Here is an 18,449-nt window from a genome sequence, read left to right on the forward strand (position 1 = left end):
GGGACTTTGCCTCCGGCTTCCTTCAGATTCCACCTCACGATGGACACCCTTGCCTTTGGCTAATGGTTCCCACTGCCAAGCCCATAGCGGACTTTCACCGCCAAGTTACTGCCCATGCCGGGCGCACATTATAAAGCCGAGTATCCACTCGGCTTTTAGCTTGTAGACAAACCCTTGAGATTTTCCTTCCTGCTCAGATCCGCGCCGCTTTTCTAAATAAAAAAATAACAAAGCCTTCCATTTGGAAGATTGAAAGGAATACTTTGTTGAAACCCATGACGGAAATTATGACTTATCTACAATTTAGGAAAGTACATAATTTCCTATGGGTTATAAGGAAAAAAGCGGCTTGCTGATTCGCGACGAAGCCTAAATCTCAAGGGTTCTTACTTATCCCATTACTTTTTCTACAGAATGAAGCCGTGCATCCACTCGGCTTAAGCTATCTCTTCATAGTGTTCAATATATCGATCTGCCAATAAACAAATATCTCTCTTATAGGGAAAAGAATATTCATCTGCAATAGCAAACACCTGCATTCCCGCCCTTTTGGCCGCTAAAACCCCTGCATACGTATCCTCAAATACTAAGCATTTTTCAGGCTTTACCTTTAAATCCTCCGCAACCTTTAAAAACACATCAGGATGAGGCTTTCCCTTTTTTACTTCACAGGAGGTTCGGATAGTATCAAAATAATGCAAAATATTGTGTCTCTTTAATACAGCTTCTGCTAAATCCCTGTCATTGCTCGTTCCGATACCTGTTTTGATGTTATTTCCTCGCAAATATTCTAAAAATGAAATAACACCCCTTTTCAAAGGTATCTTGTTTGCATAAAAATCCTTAGCCATAGCTGTCCATTCACCCTTGATCTCTTCAATGGTATCAGGCAAAGAAAATCTCTCTTTAAAATATTGGGCTGTTTCCGTAAAACTCATACCTTCTACTTCTTTTTGAAGATCATCAGGCAGTACAATTCCTCTCTTTTCTAAATATTCAATGTCGATCTGCTTCCAAATCCACATGGAATCTACAAGGGTTCCGTCCAAATCGAAAATAACGCCTTGAACATTGTAAAACATCTTCTTCTACCCTCTTCCTAAATTTAAGCTAAAATCATATCATATTTAGGGTATCACATCTTTCATCACCATTCAATAAATTTGCAGATCTTTCTTTCGCAGGCGACAAAAAAACTTCGTAGCTTCCCATGCAGTTCTTTTAGGTTTTTTATCTACAGCACAATCCTTTTTATCCTATACGCATAAAAGCTGTATGTACAGATCATACAGCTTTTGTATTATTCTAAAACTCTTCATTTTTCAACTGTTCTGCCCTTTTGGCTGCCCTGTGAAGCAATCCATCTTTGTTTACAATCCATCTTTCATGGGTACCTCTGCCAATCATACCCACTTCATCACAGGCAATCATATCTAGCACAATCTTTTCTCCATCGAAATCCTTAACTTCCACCTTTACACTTACCGTCGCCCCAAGGCCTGTGGGCTTTTCATGCACGATTTCAACCATTCTTCCTACAGTGATCATCCCTTCCGGCAGTTTATCATCCAGTAGATTTACTGCTGCCTCAATCATTAAAGCCACTAGCGTAGGGGTTGCCAATAAATTTTCCAGCTTTCCACTACCGTAATTCAATGCAGTATCCTCTTCCCTAATTTTCTTCTGAATTACGATGGATGAGCCAATATCGATTTTAGGAGCTTCCAACATGTTGCTCTCCCCCTTTCCGTGTATATATATTATTTTTACCACAATATTGTATAATTATTCAAAATTTCTCAATTTAAAAACCAGGACCCTCCTGGTTTTTATTTAATAAAATTTCTTACATGCATTATATTCTTCTACGCTTCTTAAAGCTTCTCCGAATCTTTGGAAATGGACAACTTCCCTCTCCCTTAAAAATCTCAAAGCATCTTTCAATAGAGGATCATCTGTCAACTGCAAAAGCTGCTCATATACTGCCCTTGCTTTTTGTTCTGCCGCCATGTCTTCATGAAGATCAGCCACGGGATCGCCAATGGATTGGATATAGGCAGCCGTCCAAGGATTTCCGGTGGAATCCGCTGGATAAATGGCTTTATCCCGAATGGCATAATATGCTCCCATATCTGATTCCTTAATCTCTTCAATGGTCGCCCCTTTGGTCAACATATGCACCATGGCGCAAATCATTTCCCAATGGGCCAATTCCTCTGTTCCGATATCTGTCAACAGGGCCTTTGCCTGATCTGTGGGCATATGAAACCTTTGATGAAGATATCTTAGAGAGGCAGACAGTTCCCCATCCGGACCTCCCAATTGTGTCATGATATATTTTGCCATTCTTGGGTCCTTACATGAAATTTTCACCGGATACTCTAATTTTTTTTCATAGATCCACATATGCATTTATTCCCCCTCTAGTATTCGATTTCCCAAGGCCAAGGTCCTTCGATCCACTTCCATGGATATTGGCTCTGGGAACATCCAAAATTCTTTAACGGACCATACATGCTCTCATATCGGTTCTTTAACATCATTAACTGGTATGTGTACGTATTATAGTCCATTAAAGCTTTCTGATCCATGGGATGGGTATCTAAATATAAGTTTAAATCCACACAAGCAAATTCAAGCTCTTGGATTCTTTTTAACACATCTAATTGATCTTTGTGCATGTGTTTCCCCCCTTATTTTTTTACAATTTCTTCACAATAATACGGTGGCCAGGTTTTTACTAGCTCTGGAAACAACGTACCTATTTTTAATGCCATGGGTAGCGGATACTTCATCCGATACACCTGATAAGGCACATAGGCTTTGGCGAGCACATATCTTAACTGTTTAACCTCTGGCGAAACAGGATGATGTTCATAAGAATATTCATGATATTTCAAGCGTGCTTCCCCCTTTGATATGATTTTTACCTTGCAATACCATAATATTCAAAAACAAAAAATGGGAAACTGATTATCTAAGGATTTCCTATAACTTTCCATAAAAAAACTGCCTTCTTCGTGATCCAGGCAGTTTCCAAGACAATGTGCAATAATAATCTGACTGCTATTCCCAGTTTTGTCGATTCTCCCATCCTGCTTGGGCTCTTATATAAATTTCCTTTGATTCCTTGGCATATTCATTCAACTTTCTTAAATTTACGATCCAAAGATATAATACAAAAGGAAAGAATAATCCCATGAATGCTGGGATTCTTGCCATAAGGATAAAGTCAAAGATACCATGTAAAATGACGGGTACGGTTAAGGCCTTTCTTAAGAAATGCTTCCTATGAAATTCGTCCCTGGCAAATCTCGAAAGAGATAAATAATAGCCCATGGTGACACCAAACAGCATGTGGGCAGGTACAGACAGAATTCCCCTGTATAATCCCACATAAGGATTGGCAGCAAAGCGAAATACCACATACATGATATTTTCAATAGTAGCAAATCCTAAGGCAGCAAAAACTGCATAAATAATTCCATCCAGCTTTTCATCAAAAGCTCTATGATAATAGGCCGTTCTTAACACAACGCCTCTTTTGAAAAATTCTTCCGTAAAGCCTGCCACAATGAAGGCTGTATAAGCAGCCGAAAAAATACCCGGAAAGATATTAAAAGACAATAAAAAACGCTCCACAATAGCCGTGGGAATTACCGATAGTGCTCCCAAAACAAATACTTTGATCAAAAGATGCAAAGGCTCTCGATCATACCGATCCGTCAGATAAGCGGCCAAAGCTAAGGCCAAACCCGGAGCAACAGCTATAATGAATAATCTCGTTATCACAAAATCATCCTTTCTTCCTTGGACTACTCTTAGTATTTGTATATCAAAGCAATATTAAATAGGTTAATATTTACAATCATCTTTTTCCATTTTACAGTAAAATCTTCTTTTTTGCCACGGCATTTTTCCATCTGTTTTGGAGGCTTTTTCTTACCTACACAAAAACTCCGGCTTTTTTCTGCCGGAGTTCTTACTACTCTGCTTTTTCCCTTTCAATTTTTCTCCAATGATATAAATAGAAAGGAACAGCCACAATAATCATGGAAAGACTTTGCACCATTTGTTTTTTCTTGTAAGATTTTTGCCGTTGGAGATCTAATTGCTGTTGTTCTTCCCGCATTTTTTGATATTCTTCCAAAGTCATGGTATTGTTTGTTCCTTGGTTGTACTTGATATAATCTTGATAATCCCTTGCAATCATTTCGGGCCCTATAGAATAATACTCCGGAAAAAACAAATCAATAAAATTATTCAAAGCTGTCACGGTTCCTACCAAAATCATAATAATACAAACAAAACATACAAGATACAGATAAATATTCCTTAAATCCCATGCTGTACGCTGCTTTATCATGGCATCACATCCTTTAGAAATTTTATACTTGTAGTGTAATTTTACACTATTATTTTGACTATGTCAATCCTCCTGTCATCGATGAACCATGTCAAAAACTTCTTGCAGCCTCTATGAAAACTTATCCCTTGAATATCTTTCCTTTATTTGAACTTTTCCAGAGATCTCTTCCTATGCAAAAAAGAACCTCCCTGCTACCGTGTAATTTTATTGAAACCTACGGATACTAAATATATATGGACAAGGAGGTTTGTATATGGATAAAAGAAAACTTTACGCCGGCTATGTAAACAATACCGATGTCAATGGCTATATCAGCAATCTGATTCATGAAGATAAGAAAATTATAGGTGAACAACCAAAAAAAGATCAAAACTCTCCCCATCAAAAAAAGATGTTCTATAGCGAACACATCAATGATTCTGTTGCCAACCTGGATATTACGGTATAAACCTCGAAAAAACATGTGCACAGCTTTCCAAGACAAATGCAATCCCTTAAATTTGAAGACCCGTAGAATTTTCGCCGGGTCTTTTGTCAATATCTCTCATTAATATAACTTTCTATAACAGATCTTTTCTTTTCTTCAAGCCATACACCTTCTTCTTTCAAGCACTCCATCAACCAAGGACTTTTTGAGTGAAAAACTACATTTTCGTAATCTTTCAGTACAATCTCAAATAATTTATCCTTCAAATTGTTTGAATGCACCTTCACAAAGTAAGCTTCTACATTTTTGAATTCCAGGTATTCCAACAGGCGAAGAGCTGATTTATCTTTTTGACGATAATACCCATCGGCATCCTCCAGTAATTTTTTCGCAATGGCAGGATGTTTTTGAATCAGCTTCGGGTCCTTTGCCTTCATATAGCTGTATTTCGCAAGCATGTTATAATACTGATAGTTATAGATTCCCTTTTCAAAGGAATCAATTCTTTGAAAAGGTTTTAAATTCAATCTTTCAATAAATGCGTAGTGTTCCTCAATAAACTCCCTCTTGCTGATATCCCCTTTTTTAAACTGTCGTATCAGCGACTCACGATGCTTGAAAAATTTGTCAAATACATTTTCTTGAATACGATAGCTCAATATAAACACCTAATTTCATCTAAATTCCCTATATAGATGGCTGCATCATACATGTTTTTTCCCTGCATGTTTCCCGTCATTGCTAATAATGTTCCCCATTTTCATAGTAGCGATGCCTATCAAAAACTTGAAAAAACACATCTACATGGGAATAGCCCAGTTCATGGATAAACTTTGTAATCGACTTTGCCACTTGATCCTGTACTGCCTGCCCACGATCAAACCAAGCTACTTCTATAAAAGGATACCCCGATGTTATTTTCCCGTCCATGATAAAAGTGGAAGGTATACATTCAATCGTAAAATAATCCCTTGGACATCCAATAATTTTTTCCAATGAATCAATCATTTCCTTACTGACGGCACATACTTTTTCTGCTGCTATACCTCTGATTTTAATTTGAGGCATTTTCTCACCTCCCCCTTATTATTGTACCCTCTATTGCAAAAAAAGCAAAGGGGAAAAGAAATATTATTTCCCAAGAAATAATATCAGTCTGTAGAAAAAGCAGATTTTCAAAAAAGGGAGTTGTGTTATGCACAAATTTATAGGAAAAAGCCCTTTAGGGGCAAATTAGCTTACCTTGATGGCATACTTTTGAAATATCGCCTTGATTTTTTCCATGAATGCTGGGGTTGGCGTTTGAACATCTCGGAGCTCATAATGGAAACCAAGTTCCTCCCATTTATGGACACCCATGGTGTGATAAGGCAAAAGTTCCACTCGCTCTACATTTTTCAGTTCCTTCATAAATTGACAAAGCCTCTCCACATCTTGCAGATCATCGGTATAACCCGGTACAACCACATGCCGGATCCAAACAGGTATGCCCTTGACCGATAAATGCCAGGCAAACTTTAAAATTTTCTCGTTGCTGACTCCCGTAAGCTCCTTATGTTTCCTGTCATCTATATGCTTTAAATCTAAAAGAACCAAATCCGTGTAAGGAAGAAAGATATCTGCTTTGTCAAGGTCACAATAACCGGAAGTATCAATACAAGTATGAATTCCTTCCTCCTTGCACCTTTTGAGCAATTCCTCCAAAAATGCATATTGCATGGTAGGCTCCCCGCCGGAAACAGTAATGCCGCCCTTGGAAAAATGAAAGTAGGGCCTATACTTTTTCACATCCTCCATAATTTCATCAACATCCATGATTCTGCCCGTGCTTCCGGTCCAGGTATCGCAATTATGGCAATACTTACACCGCAAAGGGCAGCCGGACAGGAATAGGATATACCGGATTCCGGGTCCGTCCACTGTACCACAGGTTTCAACAGAATGCACTTTTGCCTTCACCGTCATATTCATCACCCCAGCAAATTACAGTATTTCATGGAAGGTACGATTGATTACGTCAATTTGCTGCTCCCTGGTTAATTTAATAAAGTTTACCGCATACCCGGATACACGGATGGTCAGCTGAGGATAATTCTCCGGATGCTCCATGGCATCCAATAATGTTTCTTTGTCAAACACATTTACGTTCATATGATGTCCTGATTGGGAAAAATAACCATCCAATAATCCTATCAAATTCATTTTTTGTGCTTCCCTTGTTTTTCCAAGGGCACCGGGTATGATGGAGAAGGTATAGGAGATACCGTCTTGACTATGCTCATAGGGCAGTTTTGCTACAGAGTTCATAGATGCAATGGCACCCTTCTTATCCCTTTTATGCATCGGATTGGCTCCTGGGGCAAAGGGTTCTCCTGCTTTTCTTCCATCAGGCGTACTTCCCGTCTTCTGGCCGTAAACCACATTGGAAGTAATTGTTAGAATACTCATGGTTGGAACAGAATTTCTGTAGGTTCTGCATTTTCTCAGTTTCTCCATGAATCGCTTTACCACATCCTTGGCAATTTCATCGGCCCTTGGGTCGTCATTTCCATAGGCCGGATATTCTCCCTCAACGATATAATCCACGGCCAATCCCGCTTTATTTCTGACTACATTTACCCTAGCATGCTTCATGGCTGACAATGCATCTGCAACCACAGACAATCCGGCAATGCCGCATGCCATGGTTCTTAACACATCCCTGTCATGGAGGGCCATTTCAATTCTTTCATAGGCATACTTATCGTGCATATAGTGAATAATGTTTAGGGTATTTACATAAAGTTTTGCCAGCCAGTCCATCAAGGTATCAAACTTGGCCATCACTTCATCATAATCCAGATAGTCGGAGGTTATTGGTTCAAATCTTGGTGCCACTTGTTCTTCCAGCTTTTCGTCGACACCGCCGTTGATTGCATAAAGCAATGCTTTCGCCAAGTTTGCTCTCGCACCGAAAAACTGCATTTGTTTGCCGATTCTCATGGCTGATACGCAGCATGCAATACCATAGTCATCTCCCCAATAAGCTCTCATCAAATCATCATTTTCATACTGGATGGAGGATGTATCAATAGATACTTTTGCACAATATTTTTTAAAATTTTCCGGCAGGTTTACAGACCAAAGAACAGTCAAATTGGGTTCCGGTGCTGGTCCCAGATTATAGAGGGTATGCAGCATTCTGTATGAGTTTTTCGTAACGAGAGGTCTGCCGTCAATCCCCATGCCGCCGATGCATTCCGTCACCCAAGTAGGATCCCCGCTGAACAATTCATTATAATCCGGCGTTCTTAGAAACCTTACCATTCTCAGCTTCATCACAAAATGATCCATGATTTCCTGAATTTCTTCTTCCGTATAGATACCATTTCTTAAATCCCTTTCCATGTAAATATCTAGGAAAGTAGACACACGCCCAATACTCATGGCTGCTCCGTTTTGTTCTTTTACCGCAGCCAAATAACCGAAATACAGCCATTGAACAGCTTCTTTGGTATCGGTGGCGGGCTCTGAAATATCAAAACCATAAGATTTCGCCATTCTATGCAATTCATGAAGCCCATTGATTTGCTCTTTAATTTCCTCCCTTAATCGAATCACATCCTCCGACATAAAATCCTCTTCTAATGAGCTTAGTTGCCTTTTTTTATCTTCGATGAGCCTTTGCACACCATATAGGGCAACCCTTCGGTAGTCTCCAATAATTCGGCCTCTGCCATAGGCATCGGGGAGTCCTGTAATAACACCTGATTTTCTGGCCAACCGCATTTCTGGAGTATACACATCAAAAACTCCTTGATTATGGGTTTTTCTATATTTTGTAAAGATCTCTTCGATCTGAGAATCCAGTGTATAGCCATAGGCCTCACAGGCATCCTTTACCATTTTGATTCCGCCGTAAGGCATCACAGCCCTTTTCAATGGTGCATCCGTTTGCAAACCTACGATGGTCTCTAATTCCTGATCAATATATCCTGGCCCATGGGACACAATAGTAGAGATTGTTTTGACATCTACATCTAATGTTCCTCCCTTTTCCCTTTCTCTTTTGAATAAATCCAGTACTTTCTTCCAAAGTTTTCTGGTTTTCTCCGTGGGTCCAACCAAAAAGCTGTCATCCCCTTCATAGGGAATGTAGTTTTTTTGAATAAAGTCTCTTACATTAATCTCTTCCTGCCATTGGCCAGGCTGAAAATCTTTCCATCCCTTCACATCCATCACTCCTCGTTTACAATTATTTCCTTCAAAAACCATCCTTTAAGAATATGTTATTTAAAAGAAACTGAGATTCCTGTGATATATCTCACAATAAATGAAAATTTTTATCAATGTATACAATATACTGTATTTGTTATTATCATATACCATTTCTATGCTTCTTGCAATACTTTCCATTCCATTATTTTTTGAAAAGAAAAATAAAAAACACCTGGACAATTTTTTGCCCAGGCGGTCGGCGCTTCTGACTCAATCACACTCCCTGTGGTAAACTCCACTTCCGCCAGTCATGTGACTGTAAATAAAACAATAGATTGTACTCAGAATATACAACAAAAATACATCTTTGTCAAATAGTTTTTGATGAATAGGCGGCTGAAAAATTCCTTATTGCCTTTGGAATGTTTGAATCTGATGGGAGATATTGTGGAAAAGGAGCTTATATCTGTCTATTTCCATCTCCAAAGCTGCAACCCTTTCCCTCAATTGCTTTATTTCTTCTATAAACATTTGATTGCCGGGAACAGTATCATTTCCGGTCAAAGGCATACTTAAAATTTTATCCAAAATCTTTAATATTCCTTCTCCATAATCTTTTCCCGGAACAGCCCATTTTCCGTTCAAATCAGTCACAAAGGGAGCCGTACCCAATAGTCCAGCATTCTGCAGGACAGCGTACCTGGGATCCACCACCGGCTGTTTCGGAGGTTCCTTGGTAGCATAACCCTTCAGATGTTGAATATGGGCCCTTACGCCGATCCTAGGCGTAGGAAAACTGGCCCCTTCACCGGGTTTGCTCCCGGCTAAGGCCCCTAATCCTGCATAATTATTTTGATCAGGTGTTACAATACCTCCATATCGGAAAAATCCTGTTTCTTTTAAAGCCTGAGCAAAGGCAATGTCTCCCCTTACCCCTTCCATATCACCTTCTTCCAGATAATAGACAATCAAGGCATCCACAGAGCTGTTCAGTTTTGGTGAAGGATTCACAGATAGAAGATATTGTTTCATTTGGCTATGGGTCGCCACGGCTGTTCCCATGATCTTTACTTTCCGATGAATTCTATCTAAAAACATGGCTTTATCTAAAGAACTTCCCGGACAAGTTTTCGATGCATGATCCCGATGAAACACAAGATGATCCGTTTTGAAAAGGTCAAAAAGTCCCTGGATCAGCTTGACTACAGCTTCATATTGCGCCCCTTCCAGCACTTCCTGTCCCTTGTCAAAATTGCCAATCATTTCAATAGCAAAGGCTTTTTGGTTATATCCCATGATGCTGGCAGGCACCTGATTCACATCCCTACCATCCCATACCAACCCATCAGGGGAAACCGTCACATGCTGTCCGATATCCTGCCACCCTAAAGTTTCCGTATGATACTTCCACATGCCATAGATCACCTGTTCCTTATTGCTGGCCAGATGATATCCTTTTTTTGTAGGCTTCCACGTATGATGCAAATGTATATCTTTGATTTCTCGTGTAATTTTTAAGCTTTTTAAATGTTCAAGGTAACTTTCCAGCTTATAGCTTTGAAATCTTCTCATTTTTTCACCCCCTCACCATTCTATATGCGGGAAGTGAAAAAATAATATATATTTTTTGCATACTGAAGACAAAGCAATAAAATACTTGAGAACCCTTGAGATTTCGGCTTCGTCGCGAGTCAGAAAGCCGCTTTTTTCCTTAATTCTTTTGTTCTCATGTTTTATCTTTTCGGGAAATCTGCAGATGCATCTTAGCCTTTTCCTTCGGCTGCAGCAACTGTCCCTTTACATTATCCATCTCCCTTTGTATCTCATCCCTGCATCGGGGACAATATTTGTGATGAGCAGACAAAAGCAGGCAACCGCACCTTTTGCACTCGATATTGATGAAGTTATTTTCGATTTCAATCAATCGGCCTTCTTTTACAAAATTATTCACCACATGATAGGGAATACCTGTCTCCAATTCAATTTCAAAGGCCGTGGCCCCAGGATACTCCTTTAAATAAGATCTTATTTTTTCAAATACTTCCTCTACAATTTTATAACAGTCGGCACAATAGTCATAAAGCGATTTCTCATCGATAGGTTTTTTGCATTTCTTGCAGGTCCTAACCAAAATACCCGAGTAATTTTTCTTGCCCATTGTTTTCACCTCTATAGAAGAAAGCTGTTAACCCATTCAGCCTACAGTTCAAATTGAAACATATCCTTGAGTACATTATACAATAATATTTAAAGAAAGATTATCGAAATCATAATTCTCCCCTAGGTATCTTTTCCTATTTTTTAAATATGACCCCCTTACAGGACAGATCCGTTCAAAACTTTCAAAGGGGTAAAGTTCAAATAGTCGCAGGAAACCAAATAATACTCGACACCGTTCATTTTTCCCTGCAAAGCACCTCGGAAGGACTCTGTCCCATGGAGATGTCCGTAAATCACTTTCTTTACCCTATATTCTTCGTAAATGGCTGTGAAGCCTGAAGGCTCCAATTTATCATTGGTAGGGGGATAATGGGTCATGACAATTATATTTTCGTATCCGTTTTTTTTCCCTTCATCCAAAGATAGCCTTAAGCGATGGAGCTCCCTGGCATAGATCTTTTCGTCCTGGGCATCAAATTTTTTTTCGTTGGGGCACATCCACCCCCTGGTACCGCAGATAGCAATGTTTCCGTAGGTGTAAAAATTATTTTGTAAAAAAGACATATTCTCAAAAAGAGCGTTCAGCTTTGTAACAGAATTCCACCAATAGTCATGGTTCCCCTTCAAAAGAATTTTTTTTCCGGGCAATGCATGGATCCATTTTAAATCAATCATAGCCTCCTGCAGGTTCATAGCCCAGGATATATCGCCGGGAATCAATACCACATCCCCATGACCTATACATTCAAGCCATTTTTCTTTTATCTTGTTATGATGCTGCACCCACTGCTCACCAAAAATATCCATGGGCTTATCTGTTCCACCGCTGAGATGCAAATCTCCAATCGCATATAATGCCATATGATCACCAACTTTTCTCAACCTTGTTTTTTTATGCCCTTCTCCATCCATATTTCCTAGAATTGTGTCTCCCCTGCATATACTGCATGGAAACATATGATTATCCATATTATAGCATAGGAATTCAGGCTATACACCATCTAAGAAAGATATCCCCTGCTGTTTGAGCAAATACACCTTCCCCGATGTCATGGGGCCATATGAGATTTGCCGCTATCTGCCATGTTTTGCTCTGAATTGAAAAATAAAAAAATACAAAAGAGATTAGCAGCAGTACAGCCTTGGCTAATCTCTGATGGTTTGCATATCCTAGAAAACAAGATCCTATATTCTTTCCCGTGCTTCAAAGTGGGTATGCAAAAGCTCATGGGCCTTTTCGCCGAAAGGCTTGCCCAGATACTTTTCATAAAGTTCTAGGATTTCCTTGTTTTCATGGGATTTTCTCACTTTTTTCCTTCTATCTTCTTCATAAATGGCTTGCTGGCGTTTTTTTACAATCTCGGCATTTCCATGGTGATAGGGTTGTCCCGGTCCGGCAATACATCCTCCCGGGCAGGCCATGATTTCAATAGCATGATACTCTGATTTTCCTTCTCTGATTTCCTCGAGGATTTTCCGTGCATTCCCCAAGCCGCTGGCAACGGCAATTTTTAATTCCTTTTCCCCTATTTTTACCGTAGCCTTTTTAATCCCGTCCATTCCTCTTAACTGTTCGAATTCAACATTCTCCAGTTTTTCACCTGTCATCCATTCATAGGCTGTACGCATTGCCGCCTCAATTACCCCACCGGCAGTACCAAAAATCACGGAAGCCCCTGTCGTTTCTCCAAGAGGTTTATCGTACTCACTGTCGGGAAGGGCATCAAATTTAATGCCGGCTTCTTTAATCATAGCTGCCAGTTCCCGGGTTGTTATCACAATATCTACATTGTTATGTCCATCCTTTGTAAGCTCCGGCCGTTTTGCCTCAGCCTTTTTAGCCAAACATGGCATTACGGAAACGACCACAATATTATCGGGATCTATTCCCTTCTTTTCAGCATAGTAGGTTTTCGCAATGGTTCCAAACATGATATGGGGTGACTTGCAGGTGGATGGAACATGTAAAAGCTCCGGAAACTGATGTTCAATGAATTTTACCCAGGCCGGACAACAGTTTGTCAGTATGGGCAATGTTTTATTGTTCTCTATCCTATAGATAAGCTCCGCTGCTTCTTCCATAATGGTGAGATCGGCACCAAAATCGGTATCAAAAACTCCGTCAAATCCCATTCTTTTCAGGGCTGTTACCAGTTTCCCCGTTACAATCGTTCCGGGCTCCATGCCAAAAAGCTCTCCTAGGGCTACCCGAATGGCAGGGGCTGTCTGGACAATCACATGTTTATCAGGATCATTCAATGCTTCCCATACTTTGTCCGTATGGAATACCTCTGTAAGGGCTGCCGTGGGGCACACCTGTACACACTGACCACAATAGGTGCATGAGGATTCCACCATGGGAATATTAAAGAATGGTCCTACAAAAGCATGAAAGCCCCGTCCAATTCCCGATAATATGCCACAGGTCTGCACCACATTGCAGCCTGTTTCACAACGCCTGCAATAAATGCATTTGTTGGCATCCTTCACAATGGCATCACTGGATGTATCTTTGGGATAATTCATTCTTTCCCCTTCCCATCGAATTTCCCTTACATTCAGTTCTTCTGCCAAAGCCTGCAATTCACATTCTAAATTTTTAGGACAAGTAAAACATTCGTTTGGATGGTTGGACAAAAGAAGTTCTACAGCCATCCTACGGGCTGTAATTGCCCGTAGTGTATCCGTTCTGACCTTCATCCCATCATATACTTCCGTCACACAGGCCGGCACCAATTTGTTCCGCATAGGATCATCCAATTCTACCATGCATACCCTGCACGACGCCGTCTTATTATATAACTGCAAGTCGTGCAAATCCAGATGACAAAGGGTCGGAATTCTTACACCGGCCTCATGGGAAGCCTCCAATATGGTAATTCCCTCTGGTACCCTCAGCTCCTCATCATTGATCTTAATCTTTATCATTTTTTTATTTTCATGTTTTTTTGGATCCCCAGACATCATTCCACCTCGCTTTTTTATTTAGACTTTCCCCTGGCAACATCTTTGTTTTTGGCAACATATCTGCCTTCGCCCCGGGGATGATCCACATCCTTGATAAAGCTTACATATTCATCCCAAAAATGCTTCATTGTGCTGACAATGGGATTGGGAGCAGTTTGACACAGTCCGCACAATGCACTATCCTTCACCATGTAGGCCAGCTGTTTCAAAGCATCCAGATCGGCCATGGTTCCCTTGCCGCCCGTTATTTTATTTAACAGCTCATACATCCTCCTTGTACCGATTCGCCCCGGTGCACACTTGCCACAAGCTTCATCCTGGGTAAATTCAAGGTAAAACTTAGCGATTTCAACCATATTATTTGTTTCATCCATGACAATCATGCCACCAGAACCCATCATGGATCCGATTTCCAGAAGACTGTCATAATCGATAGGTGTATCCAGATATTTTTCTGGAATCACCCCGCCCGATGGCCCCCCTGTTTGCACTGCTTTAAATTTGCGGCCACCCTGTATGCCACCGCCAATATCATATATGATTTCACGGAGGGTTATGCCCATGGGCACTTCTACCAATCCTACGTTGTTCACTTTGCCTGCCAGAGCAAAAACCTTCGTTCCTTTGCTTTTTTCTGTGCCAATAGATGCAAACCAATCGGCTCCTTTGTTGATAATCGGGGGAATATTTGCAAAGGTTTCCACATTGTTTACGCAAGTGGGATGTCCCCAATACCCTTCTTCTACAGGATAGGGAGGTTTGTAATTCGGCTCCCCTCTTTTCCCTTCGCAGGAATTGATCAGGGCTGTTTCCTCTCCGCATACAAAGGCTCCGGCGCCATATTTCAGATCTATATCAAAACTAAAGGATGTTCCGAGAATATTTTTTCCTAAAAGCCCAAGCTCACGAGCCTGTTTCAGAGCCGTGGTGAGTCTCGAAATGGCAAGGGGATATTCGGCGCGAATATAAATTATTCCTTTATCGGCCCCAATGGCATAACCGCCTATGGCCATAGCTTCCAGAATACTATGGGGATCCCCTTCCAAAATACTTCTATCCATAAAAGCTCCCGGATCTCCTTCATCGGCATTGCAGATGATAAATTTCACATCACTCTCCTGTTTTCTGGCAAGCTCCCATTTTACCCCTGTGGGAAATCCTCCTCCCCCACGACCCCGAAGACCTGATTTCTTTACAATATCAATAACTTCATCGGGAGACATGGAAGTTAGGGTTTTTCCTAAAGCCTCATATCCACCCACCGCTATGTATTCATAAATATCCTCGGGATTGATAAAGCCACAATTTCTAAGGGCAATGCGAAGCTGCTTCTTGTAAAAGGGCATCTCCTCATGTTTTCCCACTTTTTGCTTTTTCTTGGGCTCCGTATATAGGAGTCTTTCAATCTTTCTGCCTTTGATAATATGTTCATCCACGATATCCTTGGCATCCTTTGGACTTACCCTGACATAAAGAACATCGTCAGGCTCTATCTTAACGATGGGCCCCTGTTCGCAAAATCCAAAACATCCGGTTTGGATAACCTCTACCTCTTCATCATATCCCCGGGCTTTCAGAATCAGGTTGAGATTCCTCATTACCTTTTCACTTTCGCTTGCAAGGCAGCCTGTGCCGCCGCAAACCATTATATTCGTACGCTTTCTGGTCATACTTTTCCTCCTTCACCTTTTCCTCCAACGGCATATTTTTCTGCCAAGGGCTTTTTTACGCCCTCTCAAAATCCACGGGCAGTATCAGACTTTCTACAGGTTCTCCACCCTTGATATGTTTTTCCAGAATCTCATGAACACGATTTTTCTTTACATTTCCATAAAAGACAGGTTTTTTCCCCGGCATATTGACCTGCACCGTAGGTTCCGCATGACAGTATCCAATGCACCCTACAGGAATCACCTTTACATTGTCCAGCTTTTCCTTAGCGATTTCATCTACAAATGCATTCAATGTTTCTCTGGCCCCTGAAGATATTCCACAGGTAGCCATACCTACCAGAATTTCTATTCGATTTTCAACGGTTTCCCCATGTTCCCTCAATTTTATCTTCTCCAAGGACTCCTGCCTGATTTTTCTCAATTCTTCCAAAGATTTTATTTTCATTGCTTTCCCTCCTGATTGCGATAGGCATCTAATATTTGATCTAAATCTTCTTCCTTGACACGGCCATAGACCTTGTCATCTACCATGAGGACAGGAGCAAGGCCGCAGGCACCTATACAACGAACGTCCTTTAACGTAAAAAGACCGTCCTCCGTGATTTCATTAGATTCAATTTTTAATTTTTCTTTCAGTTTTTCAATGATTTTGTCTGCTCCCCTCACAAAGCAGGCTGTACCCATACATACACTGATGGTATGCTTTCCCCTTGGCTTTGTCGTAAAGTATGAGTAAAAGCTTACCACGCCAAAAACCTCAGCTCCGGGAATTCCTAATTTCCTTGCCACATACAACTGAACATCCCTGGGAAGGTATCCGAAGATATCTTGGGCTTTATGCAGTATTTCAATTAATGCTCCTTTTGTTGTTTCCATACCATCAATGAATTTTTCCAACTCGTCAAATTTTTCTCTGGGCAGATCTTCTGATATAGGCTTCGTTACACTGATCGTTCCAGGCTTTGTCACATCATTCACCATCCTTTGCTAATCTGTTCGAATATTTTTAATATGCTCATTTTTATATGGTCAATATACCTGAAAATCCTATTCTATCCATTTATTATTTGCAAAATTCATGTTTTTATTGGTGGGTGCAAAAAAACAATGGAAATTCTCCATTTATTTTTTTCTAAATTCCGATACAATAATAGAGAAAAGAAATACAACCTGGGAGTGATTTTATGGCAAAAATAACTTGGAAACCGGGCACAATGGTTTATCCTGTGCCAACTGTTTTGGTAACTTGCGGAGATTCTCAAGAAAATTATAATATTATCACCATTGCATGGACAGGAACCGTCTGTTCTGATCCTGCCATGACTTATATATCCGTCAGACCAGAACGACATTCCTATGAAATCATCAAGCGAACAAGGGAGTTTGTCATTAACTTGACCACTGAGAGTCTTGTAAGGGCTGCAGATTATTGCGGCGTAAAATCGGGCCGAGATGTGAATAAATTTCAGGAAATGAATCTCACCCCCGAGAAAGGCAGCAAAGTAAAAGCACCCCTGATCAAAGAAAGCCCTGTCAATATTGAATGCAAGGTTACCAAAATATTAAAACTGGGAACCCATGATATGTTTATTGCAAAGGTTTTGGCTGTAAACGTAGATACATCCTATATCGATGGCAAAAACAAATTCCATTTGGATTGGGCAAAACCCATATGTTATTCCCACGGCCAATATTATAGTCTCAAAAAATCTTTAGGCTCCTTTGGCTTTTCCGTGGCCAAAAAGAAGAAAGGAAAAAAATAGAGACGGGAGAAGTGTCTTTGACACACCTTCCGTCTCTGCTTTTGCTCCGCTTTTTCTTAAAAATCTTTCTTCCTTACTCAAAAACTTGATACTTGGCAATCCTATGCCGTATGCGTTCTGCCAATTCATTCAACTCATGAATATTGCCTTTTTCCCAAAGAGCTTCGAATTTTTCCTGAAATTCCTGAGCCTCTGATTTTTGTCCCATAAGACTCAGCATTTGAATATTATTTACAATGCTGCTCACCGTATTCGACTTCGCCTCAAACAACTTTTGGGCATTGATAATTTCATCCCTGATCTCCCACATTTCCATGTCAAGTCTTTGGGCAGCCTCCGCTGATTTTTTTAACCGCTCCCTTATTTTTTCAGGTATATTTTCTTTATATTTATAGTTCAAAGAATGTTCAATGGTAGCCCAAAAATTCATGGCTAACGTTCGAATCTGAATTTCCGCCAGGATCTCCTTTTCTCCAAAGGCCGTCTGTATGGGATATCTGATAATGATATGATAACTCTGATAACCGCTCTCCTTTTTATTCTGTATGTAGTCTTTTTCATACACAATGCGTAAATCCTTCCCGTCCCTCTGCCTGATTAATTCTCTTACCTTATAAATATCATCAATAAACTGGCACATGATCCTAATTCCAGCAATATCCTCAATTTTCTCTTCGATCTCCTCGGTAGAAACACCATATTTCTTGGCTTTTTCTAAAATACTGGAGACCTTTTTCACTCTTCCGGTGACAAATTCGATAGGGGAGTACTCATTGGTAGCTCTTAGTTCATTGCGAATTGCCTTAAATTTTACTTTTAATTCCTCAACAGCCTGCTCATAAGGAATTAAAATCTTGTTCCATTGAAGAATCTCCATCGTCATCCCCTCCATG

The 18,449-nt window shown here is 40.4% G+C and carries 21 protein-coding genes and 1 riboswitch; of the genes, 2 read left to right on the plus strand and 19 right to left on the minus strand.

Going from position 1 to position 18,449, the window contains the following annotated elements:
• Window positions 1-437: 437 nt before the first annotated feature.
• The 7 genes from AN619_RS12925 to AN619_RS12955 form a co-directional block, all read right to left on the minus strand.
• Complete coding sequence (locus AN619_RS12925) at window positions 438-1,082, minus strand: HAD family hydrolase (RefSeq protein WP_068557578.1); 645 nt, start codon at window positions 1,080-1,082, stop codon at window positions 438-440.
• Window positions 1,083-1,305: 223 nt separating this feature from the next.
• Entirely contained in the window at window positions 1,306-1,731 is a 426-nt protein-coding gene (locus tag AN619_RS12930; protein ID WP_068557580.1) for a thioesterase family protein, read from the minus strand.
• 102 nt (window positions 1,732-1,833) lie between these two features.
• Entirely contained in the window at window positions 1,834-2,406 is a 573-nt protein-coding gene (locus AN619_RS12935) for a manganese catalase family protein (RefSeq protein ID WP_068557670.1), read from the minus strand.
• A gap of 17 nt (window positions 2,407-2,423) precedes the next feature.
• Window positions 2,424-2,681 carry a spore coat protein CotJB gene (locus AN619_RS12940; RefSeq protein ID WP_068557582.1) on the minus strand — a complete coding sequence of 86 codons (258 nt, stop codon included), beginning with the start codon at window positions 2,679-2,681 and terminating at the stop codon, window positions 2,424-2,426.
• A gap of 12 nt (window positions 2,682-2,693) precedes the next feature.
• Window positions 2,694-2,900 (minus strand): spore coat associated protein CotJA, encoded by a 207-nt coding sequence (locus tag AN619_RS12945; RefSeq protein ID WP_068557584.1) that lies wholly within the window; start codon window positions 2,898-2,900, stop codon window positions 2,694-2,696.
• 166 nt (window positions 2,901-3,066) lie between these two features.
• On the minus strand, window positions 3,067-3,792 hold the full coding sequence (locus AN619_RS12950; protein ID WP_068557586.1) for a PrsW family intramembrane metalloprotease: 726 nt from the start codon (window positions 3,790-3,792) through the stop codon (window positions 3,067-3,069).
• Window positions 3,793-3,985: 193 nt separating this feature from the next.
• Window positions 3,986-4,366 carry a hypothetical protein gene (locus AN619_RS12955; RefSeq protein ID WP_068557588.1) on the minus strand — a complete coding sequence of 127 codons (381 nt, stop codon included), beginning with the start codon at window positions 4,364-4,366 and terminating at the stop codon, window positions 3,986-3,988.
• Between the two features lie 256 nt (window positions 4,367-4,622).
• On the opposite strand from AN619_RS12955, the gene AN619_RS12960 reads away from it, so the two are divergent.
• Complete coding sequence (locus AN619_RS12960) at window positions 4,623-4,817, plus strand: hypothetical protein (protein WP_068557591.1); 195 nt, start codon at window positions 4,623-4,625, stop codon at window positions 4,815-4,817.
• 86 nt (window positions 4,818-4,903) lie between these two features.
• Here AN619_RS12960 and AN619_RS12965 read toward each other — a convergent pair whose 3' ends face one another.
• The 11 genes from AN619_RS12965 to nuoE form a co-directional block, all read right to left on the minus strand.
• Complete coding sequence (locus AN619_RS12965) at window positions 4,904-5,455, minus strand: DUF6648 family protein (RefSeq protein ID WP_330382088.1); 552 nt, start codon at window positions 5,453-5,455, stop codon at window positions 4,904-4,906.
• Window positions 5,456-5,537: 82 nt separating this feature from the next.
• Complete coding sequence (locus AN619_RS12970; protein ID WP_068557593.1) at window positions 5,538-5,864, minus strand: DUF1904 domain-containing protein; 327 nt, start codon at window positions 5,862-5,864, stop codon at window positions 5,538-5,540.
• Window positions 5,865-6,029: 165 nt separating this feature from the next.
• Window positions 6,030-6,761: a pyruvate formate-lyase-activating protein gene (pflA, locus tag AN619_RS12975; RefSeq protein ID WP_068557595.1), complete on the minus strand. Its 732-nt coding sequence runs from the start codon at window positions 6,759-6,761 to the stop codon at window positions 6,030-6,032.
• 18 nt (window positions 6,762-6,779) lie between these two features.
• Window positions 6,780-9,014, minus strand: coding sequence for a formate C-acetyltransferase (gene pflB / locus AN619_RS12980; protein ID WP_068557597.1), 2,235 nt, complete (start codon window positions 9,012-9,014; stop codon window positions 6,780-6,782).
• Window positions 9,015-9,232: 218 nt separating this feature from the next.
• A riboswitch (ZMP/ZTP riboswitch) is annotated at window positions 9,233-9,315 on the minus strand.
• A gap of 86 nt (window positions 9,316-9,401) precedes the next feature.
• The gene (locus tag AN619_RS12985; RefSeq protein ID WP_068557599.1) at window positions 9,402-10,565 is read right to left on the minus strand and encodes an N-acetylmuramoyl-L-alanine amidase; all 1,164 of its coding nucleotides are present in this window, start codon (window positions 10,563-10,565) and stop codon (window positions 9,402-9,404) included.
• 154 nt (window positions 10,566-10,719) lie between these two features.
• Complete coding sequence (locus tag AN619_RS12990; RefSeq protein ID WP_068557601.1) at window positions 10,720-11,151, minus strand: hypothetical protein; 432 nt, start codon at window positions 11,149-11,151, stop codon at window positions 10,720-10,722.
• A gap of 158 nt (window positions 11,152-11,309) precedes the next feature.
• Window positions 11,310-12,014: a metallophosphoesterase gene (locus tag AN619_RS12995; protein WP_068557673.1), complete on the minus strand. Its 705-nt coding sequence runs from the start codon at window positions 12,012-12,014 to the stop codon at window positions 11,310-11,312.
• A 324-nt stretch (window positions 12,015-12,338) separates the two neighbouring features.
• Window positions 12,339-14,117, minus strand: a complete 1,779-nt coding sequence (locus tag AN619_RS13000) for an NADH-dependent [FeFe] hydrogenase, group A6 (protein WP_068557603.1) — start codon at window positions 14,115-14,117, stop codon at window positions 12,339-12,341.
• Window positions 14,118-14,134: 17 nt separating this feature from the next.
• Window positions 14,135-15,790: a NuoF family protein gene (locus AN619_RS13005; RefSeq protein ID WP_068557605.1), complete on the minus strand. Its 1,656-nt coding sequence runs from the start codon at window positions 15,788-15,790 to the stop codon at window positions 14,135-14,137.
• Window positions 15,791-15,845: 55 nt separating this feature from the next.
• Window positions 15,846-16,238, minus strand: a complete 393-nt coding sequence (locus tag AN619_RS13010) for a (2Fe-2S) ferredoxin domain-containing protein (protein ID WP_068557607.1) — start codon at window positions 16,236-16,238, stop codon at window positions 15,846-15,848.
• Window positions 16,235-16,762, minus strand: a complete 528-nt coding sequence (nuoE, locus tag AN619_RS13015) for an NADH-quinone oxidoreductase subunit NuoE (RefSeq protein ID WP_068557609.1) — start codon at window positions 16,760-16,762, stop codon at window positions 16,235-16,237. Before nuoE ends, AN619_RS13010 begins: the two co-directional genes overlap by 4 nt.
• Window positions 16,763-16,977: 215 nt before the next feature.
• On the opposite strand from nuoE, the gene AN619_RS13020 reads away from it, so the two are divergent.
• On the plus strand, window positions 16,978-17,556 hold the full coding sequence (locus tag AN619_RS13020; protein ID WP_068557611.1) for a flavin reductase family protein: 579 nt from the start codon (window positions 16,978-16,980) through the stop codon (window positions 17,554-17,556).
• Between the two features lie 73 nt (window positions 17,557-17,629).
• Here the strand turns inward: AN619_RS13020 and AN619_RS13025 are convergent, their stop codons facing one another.
• A complete protein-coding gene (locus tag AN619_RS13025) occupies window positions 17,630-18,433 on the minus strand; it encodes a GTP pyrophosphokinase (protein ID WP_068557613.1) in 804 nt (267 codons plus the stop codon).
• Window positions 18,434-18,449 lie beyond the last annotated feature (16 nt).

It is taken from the genome of Thermotalea metallivorans, from assembly GCF_001562415.1.
Classification (GTDB): Bacteria; Bacillota; Clostridia; order Peptostreptococcales; family Thermotaleaceae; genus Thermotalea; species Thermotalea metallivorans.